This is a genomic window from Nocardia sp. NBC_01730, from assembly GCF_035920445.1.
Taxonomy (GTDB): domain Bacteria; phylum Actinomycetota; class Actinomycetes; order Mycobacteriales; family Mycobacteriaceae; genus Nocardia.
In genome coordinates this window covers 2105541-2119176 of the sequence record NZ_CP109162.1, presented here as the reverse complement: position 1 = coordinate 2119176, position 13636 = coordinate 2105541, and the positions used below count along the sequence as shown (strand labels likewise).

The following is a 13636-nucleotide window of genomic DNA, read 5'->3' as shown; positions in this document are numbered from 1 at the left end:
GGGCGGGCCGGCTCGGTACAGCCGTGAACGCGTTTGCCGTGCTCGACCTCGAAGGCGGTGGGGTCGGCTGCTGGTCTCGGTGAACCGAACCGCGGCGCCCTGACGGATCACCAAGTGCCGAAGTCCTTGTGCCACATGGGTTTTCCGACTCCGACCGGTCGATGGAGAACTGCCGATTCACCGACCTGATTCCACCTCGACGCCGAGCGAGAGACCATCAAGATCGGCGGGCACAGCTATCGCGGTCAGGAACGGCTCTACATTCGCCACCTCCGCGTCAAGCCGCACGCGGCGTTCGTTGTCGACGACCTCGTCACCGAACCGACATGGGCACCCCGCGGGGGGACTATCAAGGGTGAGGTGCTCATACAGGAGTCCGGCGGCGAAGTCCTCGGCGGCGGCTTCGGCCCACGCTGGATCGAATTGATCCCGAACTGGGTCAACTCATGGGGTATCGATGCAGACCCGTTCACGCCGACGGACCCGCGCAAACGCACCCCGGACAATTCCTGAACTGGGGTCCAGCCGCAAGGTCGGGCCCCTCCGGCACATCGCCGTGCTGCTCCGCCAAGCCGACGCGCCGGGCGACTTCACGCTCACCGCCCAGTTCCTGCTCGCCGGCCTCGACGACAACTCGGTACTGCGTCAGACCCGCACTCAGGACATCTCTCTCGAACAGATCGCGGACAACTGGGAACCGTCGTCTGTAGCCTCACTACCCGGTGAACCCACGAGCGTGCCGAGCACCGCACGCCCTGCCGTGACAGGAGAATGCACAACATGACCAAGCCTCACGACTGGAACACCAAGATCATCGCTGAATTCCGGGCAAACCAGGGCCGGGTCGGCGGCCCGTTCGAGGGCGCCCCCGTTGTGCTGGTACACAATCGCGGTCGCAAGACCGGACGCGAACTGGTGAGTCCGATGATGTACCTGCCGGATGAGCAGGATCAAGATGTTATCTATGTTTTCGCCTCCAAGGCAGGAGCGCCGACCAACCCCGACTGGTACTACAACCTGATCACGGCCGGCACGGGTGAAGTGGAACGCGGCACCGACACCTACCCGGTGGCCGTCACCGAGGTGACCGGAGCCGAACGGGATCGGATCTACGCCGAGCAGGCTCGCCGCTACCCCGGCTTCGCCGGTTACGCGCAGAAGACCGAAGGCATCCGCACAATCCCCGTCCTGGCCCTGCGCCGAGCCTGACCGACGACGCTACGGACTTACTCCCGGACCTGGCAGCTGCGATATTCCGATGCGGGACGTGGCGCCCGGTGTAGCGGCCGGGCGCTACACCATCACGCCCGGGACGGAGCTCAGCGTCGATGCTCATAGGCACTGTGATCAGCGCTATGTGGATGGTCCTCGAAGGGCACCAAACCTGGCGGGAGGCCGGGGCGGCGCTGTGGACGCTGCAGATCGTGCCGGCCCTCGTCTTCGCCGCGGCCGGCGCGATCAAACTCGTTCAGCCTCGCGAGCCATGATCGGAAACCGCAGGTTGTGCCATCTGCGCTGGTTCCCGTGCTACATCTCCGACCTCGACATCGAGGGAGCCGAACTCGAATGCCGATTTGCCTACAACGCGGACTCCGAAGTGTGTCGGCATCGGATGTGCGTGAACCGCTCTACGGGACATAATCTTCCCCGTTACGGACCGGTGAAATGCCCGGCGTCGTGGAGGGTTTCGCCGCAGCAGCCGTCCGGGCGCGTGAGGCCGGCCGCGAAGGCGTCCAGATCTACGCCGTGCACGGCTATGTTCAGGCGTTGTGGCAGATCTTGACTTGACGGCATGCAGCAAGGCCGTCGACAGCAGTTGGTCGCCCGGACCGCCTGTAGTTCCTGCGAAGTCTGGAGCAAGTTCTCGCCGTGTCCACGCAGAGCTGATGTCACACTGGGCGTGCCGGGCCGATCTTGTTGGGACAGCACGGTGTCGAATCGTTCGCACGGTATGGGGAGCGTGATCGTTTGTCGCAACAGTCTTTTCAGTCCGGATCTCGAGGCGATGACGCCGTGCTCTTGGCGGCCGGTCCAGCGGATTCAGCGAGGAGCCGCGTCGGCCCGGTGGTGGGCCGGATGCGGGGGCTGCTGCGGCGGTCGGATGTGGTCGGGCTGGCGGGCGACGCGGAGAGGGATTTGAAAGCGCGCGGTCGGCTGGCGCTGGACCGGTATGCCACCGTGCCGTCTGCCCACCTGGAAATCCTCGCTCAGCGGGTGCTGGCGCGACGCGCTGCTTCCGGCGATGTCTGATCGATACGATCCGGGTGCGTTCAAGGTCCGCATCGACGCCACACTCGGTGACTTCGTCGCGCAGGAGAACGACCAGCTCTTGATGATCGATCCCCGACTCTTCTACGCCTGGCGCGTCGTCGGCGCCATGCTCGGGGTCGATCAGACGCACGCGCCCCAGAACCTGGAATCCGCCGGGCAATTCCTCGATACATACCCGACGCGCTACATCGGCCCCAGCGAAGAAGGCGCCCACCTTACCCGCCAACTCACCGATCTCTACGAGGACGTCGTCCCGGGCGCCCTCTTCGAACTCAGCTCCCTGACCCGCGGTCGAGTCATGCGCTACGCCATTCCCGAACATTTGAAGAAGACTTCGGCGTCTCCTCCGCCCGGCTACGCGCCCGCCGCTGGACACCCCCACCCGCCACATGATCGTCGTCATCTATTGTCCCTCAACATAAGTCGTGATTGCATATGGGCGAACGGCTGCCCCGGGATAAGGAGCATCACATGGTTCTGCAATGGGCTCTGCCCGTTCTGTCCGCGCTCGTCGCGGTGTCCGTCCTCGTTCTAGCGAACCGGCTACGCCCGGAGTCGTGGCGTAAGAATGAGGAAGAGGGTGCCGACGGATTGGTCCTCGAGATCATCAGTACGTTCTTCACTGCGGTGGTCGCGTTGGTGGTGGTGATCGGCTGGCAGAACTACGACAACGCACACAGCCACACTGTTGCCGAGGCCAAGGCGCTGGTCGAAGTCCACTCTGCCGCGGACAAATTGCCGCAGGCGGAACGCGATCGGATCCAGGGGCTCGTGCGCGACTACACCACGCAGGTGTTGGGCAGCGAATGGCCGGTCATGGCCGAGAAACGCCAGCTGAGCGAATCGACCCAGCAGACGTTCGACAAGCTGCGCGCCGAGGCGGCGGCGCTGCGCGACGCGGACGATGAGCGCTCCAGCGTTTTGGCCGGGCTCGGCAGAGTCGCGCAAGCCCGGTACGACCGGGCGATGGATGCGAGCTTGTCGATACCCGGGTTCCTCTACGCCGCCCTGTGGTTCGGAACCGCTCTGTTGCTGTTGCGCATGGTGCTGGCAGACCAGGAAATCACCAGGCGGAGCATGCTCATGACCGCCGTGCTCGGTGTCGTCGTCGGTTGGGTGATCCTCGCGATCTACAACCTCGATCGGCCGTTCTCCGGCGGCAGCGTTGTACCGCGGGACGCCTTCGAACTGGCGTTGACCCGTTTCCGAAACGGGAGTTGACCAGCCTCCCGGTACGAGACAGATGAGGTATGCACACATGGCATCGCCGATCGACATCACGCGAATCCGTAGGGTCACCGCAGGATTCGCCTTCCTTCCACTGACTGCCGCAGCTGTTCTGGTGGCGCCACCTGCTGCCGCTGATCCGACGGCCTGGCCGTCTCTCGGCGATCTCACCTCCGGAAGTGCGACGGGCGGGACCTCGGTCACCGCAGGTGCTGACGCGGTCGGCACAGAGTTGGCGCTCGCACCGCCTGCCTATGCCGTGTCGGCTGCCACCGGAAGTGCGGTGCCACAAACGGTTTCGAGTGGCAGCTCGGAAAGTGCGGGCAGTCCATTGGCCCTCGGCCCGGTGCGGCCCGAAGCGGGTACCGCGGCGGTTGGTTCGAGCGACGCGCTCGGTCTCGAGTCCGGCAGCGTACAGGCGGCATGTACGGGCAGCGCCGCCTCCGGGAGTGCATTGATGACACTCGGATCGGCTACCGGCAGCTGGTGGTCCGAATCCGCACTCGGGAGTGCGGTCGTCGGCAGCGCGGTCACCGGAAGCGCGCTGCTGACCTGCTTGTTGCTGCTGCCGGGCGCACCGCTCCCTGATCCCTACCCTGATATCCCGCTACAACTCGGCCCGCCGCAGCCGGGTTCACCAATGCTTGCGGCACCCCCCGCGCCATCGCCCCCCGCTCCACCACCTCTACCGCCGACCGAGCCGCGGACTCCGGCCGTCATCGCAGGGGCCTCCACATACCAGCAACCGTTGGCACTACCGGTCCACAACCCGGTGGCTTGGAATGTGCTGCAACTGATCACCGTTATGGTGGTGGCGGTTCTCACGGCGGCGTGTGGCCGAATCACGCACGCTCGCAATCGTTCCTGAATCGGCTCCGACAATCGCGAGGTATTGGCGGGGAATGCCGCATGCGCAGCTTTGCTGGCACCGACGTTGGCGACCGCCGGGCTGGCCACCCAATGACTCAGGCCGCTGGCGGCCGAGATGGCATGGGCTGGGACGAACCAGGTGGGCTCGAAGATGCCTCGGCGGCGGTTCACGACGCTGGAAAGGACGGACCATGCCTCAGCTCTCACCTCTCGACAGCAGCTCAGAAGCCAAAGCGTCAACCGTCACATGAGACTCGACAAACTTCTATCGGTGATTCAACGCGCGATCTTGTGGGTAAGGCGGGGAGTTCTTATGATCATCTGACCCACGAGAGGAGTGTCCCATGACACATCATTCAGAAATCTTCGATTCGGATGCCCAGCTCGACGTCCCGGATCAGGCAGAGTCTGTGTTGTCGGTTAAAAAGATCCAGCAGCTCAGCGTCAAACCGACGACGCGCATCCTCGATTCGGATGTCCGACTGAAGAAGGACATCGAGACAGCTTGATACGGAAGCTCTCCGGCACGCGGGAGGGATGCGCACCATCAGGGCTTCCGCCGTGGCTGGAGCCATCCCTTCCGCTTCTCGGGGCGCTCACTGACGAGCAAGCTTTCGTCGCGGTGCAAGGAATCCGCGCGATCAGCTGGAAGTGGCGGTTCTGGTCGGTAGTGCGCAGGCCGCATCTACTCGGGGGCCTTGGGCGGCGTCACTATGGGGTCGCTGCTCAAGATGTAGACGACCGGCTGAGCGAGGCCATTCCCGGCATCGTGGTGTGCAGCCATGGAATGCGTTGCCCTAGGCACAGCGGCGTGGGCGGCGAATGCACTGGACGACTCAAGGTGCACTACGAGTTGGTGGCACTGGTCGTGCTGGCCGCAGCCCGGCACTTCAACAGCACGTTAACCGAGAATCGGGTGGACGCGCTGAGTAACGTGCCTCGAGTCCCGTCACACGCAGTTGAGGACTACTGCTATCACACGATCGCCACAATCCACCGCGCCGCAGTGCAAGGCGGTGACGTGTGAGTGTCGAGAGTTCGTCGCGCACCGTACTGGTGTGCATGCCGTGGCACGAGTTGAGCCGCCCGTCGCTCGCGCTCGGCGTGCTGAAGGCGAGTTGTGTGGAGCACGGCATGGCCGAACCCATCGCCTACTACGCCAATATCCGCTGGGCCGAAGTACTGCTGGACGCTGGGCTGACGGTGCCCGACTATCTCGAGGTCTCTGATGGCGGGTTCGTGCACGCGCTCGGCGAATGGGTGTTCGCCGGCGCGTTGAACGGCCAGGCATTCGGGATCGAGCAGATGGCGGACTACGCGCGGCGGCACCGGATCGCCCTCGATCCGATCTCACGAATGCGGGAACTCGCGGACGAATTCGTCTCCTCGGTCGCCGACGAGGTACTGGCCATGGATCCGGAAATAGTCGGGTTCACCTCCACGTTCAGTCAGAGCGTGCCGAGCCTGGCCGTGGCGAAACGGATCAAGCAACGCGCACCGGAAGTTCGCACCCTGCTCGGCGGCTATAATTGCGACGGGATCATGGGCGTCACCCTGCACCGGGAATTCGAATTCGTCGACCTGGTGCTGCGCGGCGAATCCGACGAGACATTTCCGGAATTGCTCGGCGCGCTCCGCTCGGACCACGGCGAACTCGGGTCGATTGCCGGACTGTGCTGGCGGGACGCCGATGGCGCGCAGCGGGTGAACGATCACAGGGGCACCCCGGTCGGTCCCGCCGACATGCGTGTCCCATTGTTCGACGATTGGTTTCAGACTTACGACAATAGTGTGGTCAGTGAGTTCACTGAACCGGAGTTGGTGCTGGAAAGTTCGCGTGGCTGCTGGTGGGGCGAGAAACATCATTGCACCTTCTGCGGCCTGAACGGGTCAACGATGACGTACCGGGCGAAGGAACCGTCCCGGTTTGTCACCGAACTCGACCACTTGGTGCGCAAACATCGCACACTGGACGTTACCGTGGTTGACAACATCCTTGATGTCTCCTACCTGCGTACCGCGCTCCCGGAGATCGCCACGATGGACATCGACTTGCGACTGCATTACGAGATCAAGGCGAACATCACCGCGGAACAGGCAGCGACTCTGCGGGCGGCGAAGGTGTGGCGTGTGCAGCCCGGCATCGAGTCTCTTGTGGATGATGTGTTGCGGAGAATGGACAAGGGTATCGGTGGAGTCCGCAACGTGCGCACGTTGCGGGACTTGGAAACCGAGGGGATCACCGTGGAGTGGAACTGGCTGTACGGATTTCCCGGCGAAAGCGCGGATGACTACCGCAGGATAATCGAGCAGGTTCCGGCGCTGGTGCACCTTCAGCCGCCAGGCGGAACCGCCCGGATCTTCCTCGAAAGGTTCTCGCCGAATTTCGACGATCCGGCCATCGGCTTCACCGAACGCGCTCCCGCCGAGCGATACCATGCAGTGTACGACCTCGACCCGAGGGTGCTCGCCGACCTCGTCTACGAGTTCGACACTCCCGATCAGGGCATCACCGACGAGCAGGTTGCCCCACTGGACGCCGCAATTGCTGTATGGCAAGCGCGTTATCCGGAGAGTTCCTTGCTGCGTAGCGATATCGACGGCGTGCTGATTATCAGGGATCGCCGGTTCGGTTGGGCAGCACACGACTACGTGTTCACCGATCCGAGGGAGCGGGAAACCTGGGCCGAATTGGAGCATGGCCGCACCATTCCCGCGTTGCATCGCAATCTCGCCTCGGCTGGATTCCCTTGGAATCAGGCGGAACTGGCGGAATGGCTCGCCGCGCAACTGGCCAACGGGCTGGTTTTCACCGAAGGTGGTCGCTGGCTCGGAGTGGCGACTACGCCGGGTGGGATCGAACGCTCGATCGTGCGGCCGGAACAACCGGAGCCGGTGCTGTTGCGCATCGAGGAGCCGACATGACCGATCCACTGGCACGGTGGCCGGAAACCGTCATCGCCGACCTCACAAAGCCGGACGAGACGGTCGCCGCCGCCCGGCGGCTCGGGCAGGTCGTCACCATCGCCGATCCGGTGCGATTCGGTGGTGGGGCGGACGACTTCGCAGTGCTGCGGTTGCTGGGTGCGGCGATGGAGGCCGGTGTTCGGATCGACTGGACACTCGGCTCTGCGGCGCCGCACGGACTGGACGGCGTTGTGCATTTGCCGCCACCTGCGCACGCGGAGGGCTACACCGCGAAAGAGACGCTGGCTCGGTGGCGGGAACGCCACCAGGTCGGCCTGTGTTCTTACCGGTACGGTCCGGATTTCGTCGCTATCAGGGACATTCGCCGAGCCGAAGCGAGCTTTCGCGCCACACTCGATGAGCCGCACACCACCCGGTTCCGTGCGCTGGCCGCGGCAACCCATGTCGATGCGCTGACCGGCGATGAATTGATACTGCTGGCCGCCTTGCGGGACAACGACCTTGTCTTCATCGACGGTGCGCATTTCCTGTTGTCACCATACCGAGTCCGAACCTTCCCCATTCCGTGTACCACCTTCTGAATTGACGACAAGCTGAATCACCCGGTGAGTCCGGCGGCTTACTCGCCTGGATCGACATCCAGCAAATGCTCGACTTCTTCGGCGGGCGGGGCGGCGACGTTGCCATATCCCCGGGCTCGGGTGCGTTTGTCGCCTAGCCCGTTGGCGAGGTCAAAGCTGAGCTTGATTACGAGTCGACCGGTTCGGAACCGATGAGCAAGCACCGTGCGCACAAGCACCCGTTCATCGTCCCTGAAACGTGGGCACGGCCGCCGACCAGGGGAAAGCGCTGGCGGCAGTTTGCGCTCAATCTCTGGTAGAACTATTGAGTCACAACAGGTTTCGTATCTACGAGCCAGGTGGTCGACAGTCGTGGCGCGGAAGCTCAGTGTGCTGGTAACGATTATTCGCCAGTCGTCGACAGCAGGGAACGAACCCTATTCCGCCAGTTAGGAGCAGAATTGATGCGTTCCGCCGTCCGCCGAGGACTCAGCGCTGCTGCGATTATCGCTGCGGGAATCACCGCGCTCGCGCCGGCTGCCGCCGCCCGGCCGACCTACTACGACCCGGTGATCACCCCGTGTAGCCACCTGTTCCGCGCGCCTCTCGAAGCGCCCCGCCCGCGTACCGATGTGTATTGGAGCCCGTTCGGCACCGCGAACATCGTGTGCTACGACGACGGAAGCGGGACAGAGAATTACTACCAGCGCGACCTGTGGGGCGGTTGGCACGACATGAACGAACTGGCTCCTGGCCAGTTCTTCTACGTGATCTTCAACTCGACCATGCCCGACCAAGCGACCTGGGGATGAGGGGCCCATCTGATGTCCGGCTCCTATAGCCACGCCAGCCGTCGACTCAGCCGTCGACTCAGCCGTCGACTCAGCCGTCGACTCAGCCATCGTCGCGACACTCGCGCCGACTGTGCTTGGTGGTAGCGCAGGTTCGGCGAGCGTGGAGGTGCGGGGAGGCGGCTGTTCCGCTCCCAATGCCCCGTAATTCCAATCGTGCCGCCATTCCGTGGCTGAACCCGCTCGACTGGCTGAGCGCTGAGTGGACCCGGCTGCCCAGACGGCGCTCGATCGCGTCGCGCACGGGTTGCGGCAGATCCTTCCATATGATCCGATTCGCGGTTTCCTCTGTCCTGGCCACCGCACCATCGTGGTGCTCGAGCGCCGGGTATCTCCAGTCGTTTTCGAGATGCACGGTGACGCGTGGCTACTTCTGGAGCCTGATTCCGTCGCCGTTGACGACCGACCTCGCGTTCACCAGGATCGTGCGAAAGCACCGAAATCAGCGCCACCACACCACGATATGCGCGGCGTCCGACCGAGATCAGGTGGGACGAACGTGATCAGTAGGCCCGCCCGAAGATCACCCGCTTGCCGTACGACGACAGGTTCGCGCACCGTACGCACGTCCCGGTCTCGGGTTCGCCGTCGAGCGGAATGCAACGTGGTGTTGCGGCGGTGACGGATTTGATGTCGTCCTCGCAGGCAGCGGCACCGCAGTGCAACGCCCGCGCCCACCCGGTGGACACGGCCGCCGTGAACTCGTCCCAGTCGTTCACCGACGCGGTGTGGCTGTCGCGGAACTCCGTCGCGCGCGCCAGGAGGAAGGCTTGGAATTCCTCCAGAATTCCCGGCATCGCCTGCGGTAGCGACGTCAACGGCATAGGCCGCTTGCGGTCCTCGCCGAGGCGTTTGACCATCATCGCCGACCCGGCCTCCAGGTCACGCGGACCCAGCTCCAGCCGGACCGGGACACCACGCATCTCCCACTCGTTGTACTTGAAGCCGGGTGTGATCTGGGGGCGGGCGTCGACATGAACCCGTACCCCCGTCTCGCGGAGCCGGGCAGCCAAATCCTCTGCCGCCGTGACCACCTCGGTGTTGCCGCCGCGCATGATCGGCACGATCACCACCTGATAGGGCGCCAGTCGAGGCGGAAACACCAAACCCTTGTCGTCGCCGTGGGTCATCACGACACCACCGATCATGCGGGTACTCATGCCCCAGGAGGTGGTGTGGCACCACTGCTGCTGCTCGGCATCATCGGTATAGCGGATACCGAACGCACGCGCGAAATTCGTACCCATGTAATGCGAAGTGCCTGCCTGCAAGGCCCGCCCGTCGCGCATCATCCCCTCGATGGTGAACGTCGCTGCCGCCCCCGCGAACCGCTCGCCGGGAGTCTTCTCCCCAGTGATCACCGGCATCGCCGCCAGATCCCGGGCGACCTGCTCATAGATACCCAACGCGAGCATCGTCTCGCGCCGGGCATCGGTCTCATCGATGTGGGCGGTGTGGCCTTCCTGCCACAGGAACTCGGTGGTGCGCAAAAACATCCGGGGCCGAAGCTCCCAGCGCACCACATTGGCCCACTGATTGAGAAGCAATGGCAGATCACGATGCGAGCTGATCCACTTGGCCATCATCTCGCCGATGATCGTTTCCGACGTCGGCCGCACGACCAACGGCTCCTCGAGCTCCTTGCCGCCGGCGTGGGTAACCACCGCAAGCTCAGGGGAGAATCCCTCGACATGCTCGGCTTCCCGGCTCAGATAGCTTTCGGGGATCAGCAACGGGAAGTAGGCGTTCTCGTGACCGGTGTCCTTGATGCGGCGATCGAGCTCGGACTGTAGTTGTTCCCAGAGCCGGTACCCATACGGTCGAATGACCATGGTGCCTTTGGCTGGGCCCCGATCGACGAGGCCGGCCTTGAAGACCACCTCGTTGTACCAGGTTGCGAAATCCTCACTCTGGGCGGTCACACCGCGCTCGTCCCGTGCCATGTTCTGAGAGGCTACCGGGAGGCGCCGCGGCATGATTCCCACCTTCATTGTGCACGGCGATCGCGATAGCGCCGTGTCCTACGAGATCGCCGCCGAGCGGCCTGAACCCGAGAGACCACAACTTCGCACACGGTCGTCGTGTTCGACTTCCGAGACCGGGAGGACGAAGCGATCGGGAAGACGGTCGTCGGCAGGCCGAGCAGTGCGCCGTGATCCATCGAGGTCGGTTCGGTTGTGCGCACTGGTCCGATTCGGTGCCGCAGTGGCGGTGGGGGAGCCCTGCTGGATACTGGCCGAATGACCGGCACTCTCGTGGACCCACAATCCCTCCCCACCGAGCTGCGTCCTTACCTGGCAGACCTTGTTCAGCGCACCGGCGCCGTCTGCGGGCCTCATCTCGTCAGCGTCTTCGCGGTCGGGTCCATCGCACTCGAGGACTATCGACACGGGCGCAGCGACGTCGATGTGACAGTCGTCGTCGACCCGTCTCTTCCCGGGCAGGCTGTGCGCGAACTGGCCGAATCACTCGCCCATCCCGCCCTGCCCTGTCCCGCGGCCGGGCTGGAGTTGGTGGTTTACGACTCGGACTTCGTCGTCCGTCCGTCCGATGAGGCCGGGTACCTCCTGGATCTCAATACCGGCCCGCTCCTGTCGAACCGCGCCAGCTTCGATTCGACGCAATCACCACCCTTCTGGTACGTCATCGATCGCTCCATCGCTCATCAGACCGGGTGTCTCCTCTACGGGAGCCCCGTGCGGCAGGTGATGGCAGAACCGAAACGGCGCGACCTCTTCGCCGCGATTCTGGCGTCGGTTCGCGAGCACACCAACGGGGAAGGCCACCTGCCCGACAACCAGGTGCTCAATGGCTGCCGCTCGGTAGCGTTCTGCCGCACGGGCCGCTGGCTGGCCAAGCGCAAAGCTGCACAGATGATCGCGACGTCCGAGAGCGATTTCCAGCCCCTCATCGAAACCGGACTACGCAGCTTCCAGCGCCCCCGCACGGCGGCACTCGCGCTACCCACCGCCGACGTGCGAACCTTCCTGCTCTGGGTAGGCGAACGTGTCGAAGAAACCGCCGCCGAAACAACCGCCACCTGACCGGACCACTCAGCAATGTTGCAAAAGTCTGGGTTGCTGTGCCGAAGTTGGTGGAGACCGATGCTGAATGCCGTAGACGAAGTCATCCAGAAATCTCATCAGGAGCGGGCCCGCGCGATGGGAGCGCTGGATTGGGAGCAGTGGTGGGCGACGGTGGCCCTCGACCCGGGTTTGGCCGAGGAAAACGCGGGTCTTCGGGTGATCGCCAGCCGAGTTTGTTTTGGATGCGTTGGGTGTTGGACCAGCCACGGATGTAGGCGAACAGGGCGTTCTCGGCGCCCTCGGGGTGCGGCGGTAGACCAGTTCGATTCGACGATCGCTCCGCGTGCCTTTCTGGGTCGTCCGGGCGATCGAGGACGACGCATCAGACGTCTGAGGATGTAAGCGCTGCGACGTTCTGGTCAGGGCCGGTGATCGGTCGGTGTGTAAGGAATGTTGAGGGCGTTGTTCTCGTCGACCCGGATGGGTCTGCCCAGTTGCGGAAACGCACGTTGGGCGCAGTCGAGGCGTTCGCATACTTTGCAGCCGGGACCGATCGGGATGGCAGTGCTCGGGTCCTCGATCGGCAAGCCGTGGGAGTAGACGAGTTTGTGCGCATAGCTGAGATCGCAGCCCAGCCCGATAGCGAAATCACGCCGGGGTGAGAGGTAGCCCGGTGTGCTCTCGTCGGTGGTGCGTGCCAGCCACACGTATCGGCGGCCGTCGGGCATTTGGGCGATCTGTGTGCGAATACGTCCCGGTGTCGCGAAGGCTTCGTGAACGACCCACAGCGGGCAGCTGCCACCTACCCGTGAGAAGTGAAATGCAGTGGCGGACTGACGTTTCGAAATATTTCCCGCGCGGTCGGTGCGGACGAACAGGAACGGCACACCGCGCTTGCCGGGGCGTTGCAGTGTCGACAGACGGTGGCAGACGGTCTCGAAGCCGACCTCGAACTTCGCCGACAGCAGGTCGATGTCGTAGCGCAGCGCCTCCGCGGCGTCGTGGAACGCGGTGTAGGGCAGGATCAGCGCACCAGCGAAGTAGTTGGCCAACCCGACCCTCAGCAGACCACGAGACCTGGCGGCCAGCGAATCCGCCTGTGCGATAACAGCATTGATGGTGTCGGATCGGGTCAGGAACGCCAGCTGGGTTGCCAGCTGGAATGCGCGCTGGCCCGCCGAGAGCCGTCGGGCCAGGGTGAGGATTCGGGTGTCGGGGTCGAAGGTGCGTTTGGGCCCAGGCCGGCTGGGGTCGTCGGTTCGGATCGCGACCGCGATTTCGTGCTCCTCCCGCAACAACCGGGTCAGCTGCAGATCCAATCCGCCCAGTGTGAGTCCCCTTCGCGCGAAAAGCTCTTCGGCTGCGGTATCGAGTTCGGGGATGTGGTTTCGGTGGTCGTAGAAGAAGTCGCGGACATCCTCGTACGGCATGGTGGTCGTCGAGTCGTGTGCCGAAGTATCGATGCCTGCCGAGACGCGTTCGAGTTGATCGATGGCGCCGCGTAGTCGGCGGTGCATGCCGACCAGGACCCGTGCCGCCGCCGGGATACGGGAGACCAATTCGTCGATCTCGGTGGTCGAGATGGACGCGCCTTCGGGGTCTTCGGCGAACACCTCCTGCAGGTCGGCCAGCAGACGCGCGTCGGTGTCGGCGGCAAAGAACTGCATATCCAGATCGAAGGTCGAGTTCAGTCGCAGCAGCACCGGCACGGTCAGCGGCCGCTGATCGTTTTCGAGCTGGTTGACGTAGCTGATCGACAGTCCGAGCGTTGCGGCCAGCGCGGTCTGAGTCAGTCCACGTTGCTCGCGCAGCGCACGCAGCCGTCCACCCGCATACATCTTCTGCATAACCCGAAATCTAGCACCACCGACTTACACAATTTTCACAACCTTGCTGATTCGCT

17 protein-coding genes are annotated in these 13636 nt (G+C 63.9%); 15 read left to right on the top strand and 2 right to left on the bottom strand.

The genetic code is table 11. The features are described 5' to 3' along the window. Window positions 1–360: 360 nt before the first annotated feature. From OHB12_RS08270 to OHB12_RS08205, 14 genes are all read left to right on the top strand, one after another. Window positions 361–513, top strand: coding sequence for a hypothetical protein (locus OHB12_RS08270; protein WP_327117703.1), 153 nt, complete (start codon window positions 361–363; stop codon window positions 511–513). Between the two features lie 43 nt (window positions 514–556). Continuing rightward, window positions 557–784 (top strand): hypothetical protein, encoded by a 228-nt coding sequence (locus tag OHB12_RS08265; RefSeq protein ID WP_327117701.1) that lies wholly within the window; start codon window positions 557–559, stop codon window positions 782–784. After that, window positions 781–1209, top strand: a complete 429-nt coding sequence (locus OHB12_RS08260) for a nitroreductase/quinone reductase family protein (protein ID WP_327117699.1) — start codon at window positions 781–783, stop codon at window positions 1207–1209. The genes OHB12_RS08265 and OHB12_RS08260 overlap by 4 nt, the downstream gene beginning before the upstream one ends. 119 nt (window positions 1210–1328) lie before the next feature. After that, window positions 1329–1487, top strand: a complete 159-nt coding sequence (locus OHB12_RS08255; protein WP_327117697.1) for a hypothetical protein — start codon at window positions 1329–1331, stop codon at window positions 1485–1487. A 178-nt stretch (window positions 1488–1665) separates the two neighbouring features. Beyond that, window positions 1666–1788 (top strand): hypothetical protein, encoded by a 123-nt coding sequence (locus OHB12_RS08250; RefSeq protein WP_327117695.1) that lies wholly within the window; start codon window positions 1666–1668, stop codon window positions 1786–1788. A gap of 288 nt (window positions 1789–2076) precedes the next feature. Then, entirely contained in the window at window positions 2077–2250 is a 174-nt protein-coding gene (locus OHB12_RS08245) for a hypothetical protein (protein ID WP_327117693.1), read from the top strand. Next, entirely contained in the window at window positions 2243–2806 is a 564-nt protein-coding gene (locus tag OHB12_RS08240) for a hypothetical protein (protein WP_327117691.1), read from the top strand. Before OHB12_RS08245 ends, OHB12_RS08240 begins: the two co-directional genes overlap by 8 nt. Then, complete coding sequence (locus tag OHB12_RS08235) at window positions 2743–3492, top strand: bestrophin-like domain (RefSeq protein WP_327117690.1); 750 nt, start codon at window positions 2743–2745, stop codon at window positions 3490–3492. Before OHB12_RS08240 ends, OHB12_RS08235 begins: the two co-directional genes overlap by 64 nt. A 37-nt stretch (window positions 3493–3529) precedes the next feature. Beyond that, on the top strand, window positions 3530–4366 hold the full coding sequence (locus OHB12_RS08230; protein ID WP_327117688.1) for a hypothetical protein: 837 nt from the start codon (window positions 3530–3532) through the stop codon (window positions 4364–4366). Between the two features lie 346 nt (window positions 4367–4712). Beyond that, window positions 4713–4877: a hypothetical protein gene (locus OHB12_RS08225; RefSeq protein ID WP_327117686.1), complete on the top strand. Its 165-nt coding sequence runs from the start codon at window positions 4713–4715 to the stop codon at window positions 4875–4877. A gap of 302 nt (window positions 4878–5179) precedes the next feature. Further along, window positions 5180–5395, top strand: a complete 216-nt coding sequence (locus OHB12_RS08220) for a hypothetical protein (protein WP_327117684.1) — start codon at window positions 5180–5182, stop codon at window positions 5393–5395. Then, window positions 5392–7293 (top strand): RiPP maturation radical SAM C-methyltransferase, encoded by a 1902-nt coding sequence (locus OHB12_RS08215; RefSeq protein ID WP_327117682.1) that lies wholly within the window; start codon window positions 5392–5394, stop codon window positions 7291–7293. Before OHB12_RS08220 ends, OHB12_RS08215 begins: the two co-directional genes overlap by 4 nt. After that, on the top strand, window positions 7290–7877 hold the full coding sequence (locus OHB12_RS08210; protein WP_327117680.1) for a DUF5825 family protein: 588 nt from the start codon (window positions 7290–7292) through the stop codon (window positions 7875–7877). Before OHB12_RS08215 ends, OHB12_RS08210 begins: the two co-directional genes overlap by 4 nt. Window positions 7878–8320: 443 nt before the next feature. Then, a complete protein-coding gene (locus OHB12_RS08205; protein WP_327117678.1) occupies window positions 8321–8668 on the top strand; it encodes a hypothetical protein in 348 nt (115 codons plus the stop codon). Window positions 8669–9210: 542 nt separating this feature from the next. On the opposite strand, the gene proS is transcribed toward OHB12_RS08205, so the two are convergent. Next, window positions 9211–10650: a proline--tRNA ligase gene (gene proS / locus OHB12_RS08200; protein WP_327117676.1), complete on the bottom strand. Its 1440-nt coding sequence runs from the start codon at window positions 10648–10650 to the stop codon at window positions 9211–9213. A gap of 297 nt (window positions 10651–10947) precedes the next feature. On the opposite strand from proS, the gene OHB12_RS08195 reads away from it, so the two are divergent. Continuing rightward, the gene (locus tag OHB12_RS08195) at window positions 10948–11751 is read left to right on the top strand and encodes an aminoglycoside adenylyltransferase domain-containing protein (RefSeq protein WP_327117675.1); all 804 of its coding nucleotides are present in this window, start codon (window positions 10948–10950) and stop codon (window positions 11749–11751) included. Window positions 11752–12152: 401 nt separating this feature from the next. On the opposite strand, the gene OHB12_RS08190 is transcribed toward OHB12_RS08195, so the two are convergent. Beyond that, window positions 12153–13580, bottom strand: coding sequence for a short-chain fatty acyl-CoA regulator family protein (locus tag OHB12_RS08190; protein WP_327117673.1), 1428 nt, complete (start codon window positions 13578–13580; stop codon window positions 12153–12155). Between the last annotated feature and the right edge of the window lie 56 nt (window positions 13581–13636).

Bases quoted from the DNA above. Each gene is read 5' to 3' on its own strand.
- OHB12_RS08260 (WP_327117699.1), top strand. From the start codon at position 781: ATGACCAAGCCTCACGACTGGAACACCAAGATCATCGCTGAATTCCGG.
- OHB12_RS08255 (WP_327117697.1), top strand. From the start codon at position 1,329: ATGCTCATAGGCACTGTGATCAGCGCTATGTGGATGGTCCTCGAAGGG.
- OHB12_RS08250 (WP_327117695.1), top strand. From the start codon at position 1,666: ATGCCCGGCGTCGTGGAGGGTTTCGCCGCAGCAGCCGTCCGGGCGCGT.
- OHB12_RS08245 (WP_327117693.1), top strand. From the start codon at position 2,077: ATGCGGGGGCTGCTGCGGCGGTCGGATGTGGTCGGGCTGGCGGGCGAC.
- OHB12_RS08240 (WP_327117691.1), top strand. From the start codon at position 2,243: ATGTCTGATCGATACGATCCGGGTGCGTTCAAGGTCCGCATCGACGCC.
- OHB12_RS08235 (WP_327117690.1), top strand. From the start codon at position 2,743: ATGGTTCTGCAATGGGCTCTGCCCGTTCTGTCCGCGCTCGTCGCGGTG.
- OHB12_RS08230 (WP_327117688.1), top strand. From the start codon at position 3,530: ATGGCATCGCCGATCGACATCACGCGAATCCGTAGGGTCACCGCAGGA.
- OHB12_RS08225 (WP_327117686.1), top strand. From the start codon at position 4,713: ATGACACATCATTCAGAAATCTTCGATTCGGATGCCCAGCTCGACGTC.
- OHB12_RS08210 (WP_327117680.1), top strand. From the start codon at position 7,290: ATGACCGATCCACTGGCACGGTGGCCGGAAACCGTCATCGCCGACCTC.
- OHB12_RS08205 (WP_327117678.1), top strand. From the start codon at position 8,321: ATGCGTTCCGCCGTCCGCCGAGGACTCAGCGCTGCTGCGATTATCGCT.
- proS (WP_327117676.1), bottom strand. From the start codon at position 10,650: ATGGCACGGGACGAGCGCGGTGTGACCGCCCAGAGTGAGGATTTCGCA.
- OHB12_RS08195 (WP_327117675.1), top strand. From the start codon at position 10,948: ATGACCGGCACTCTCGTGGACCCACAATCCCTCCCCACCGAGCTGCGT.
- OHB12_RS08190 (WP_327117673.1), bottom strand. From the start codon at position 13,580: ATGCAGAAGATGTATGCGGGTGGACGGCTGCGTGCGCTGCGCGAGCAA.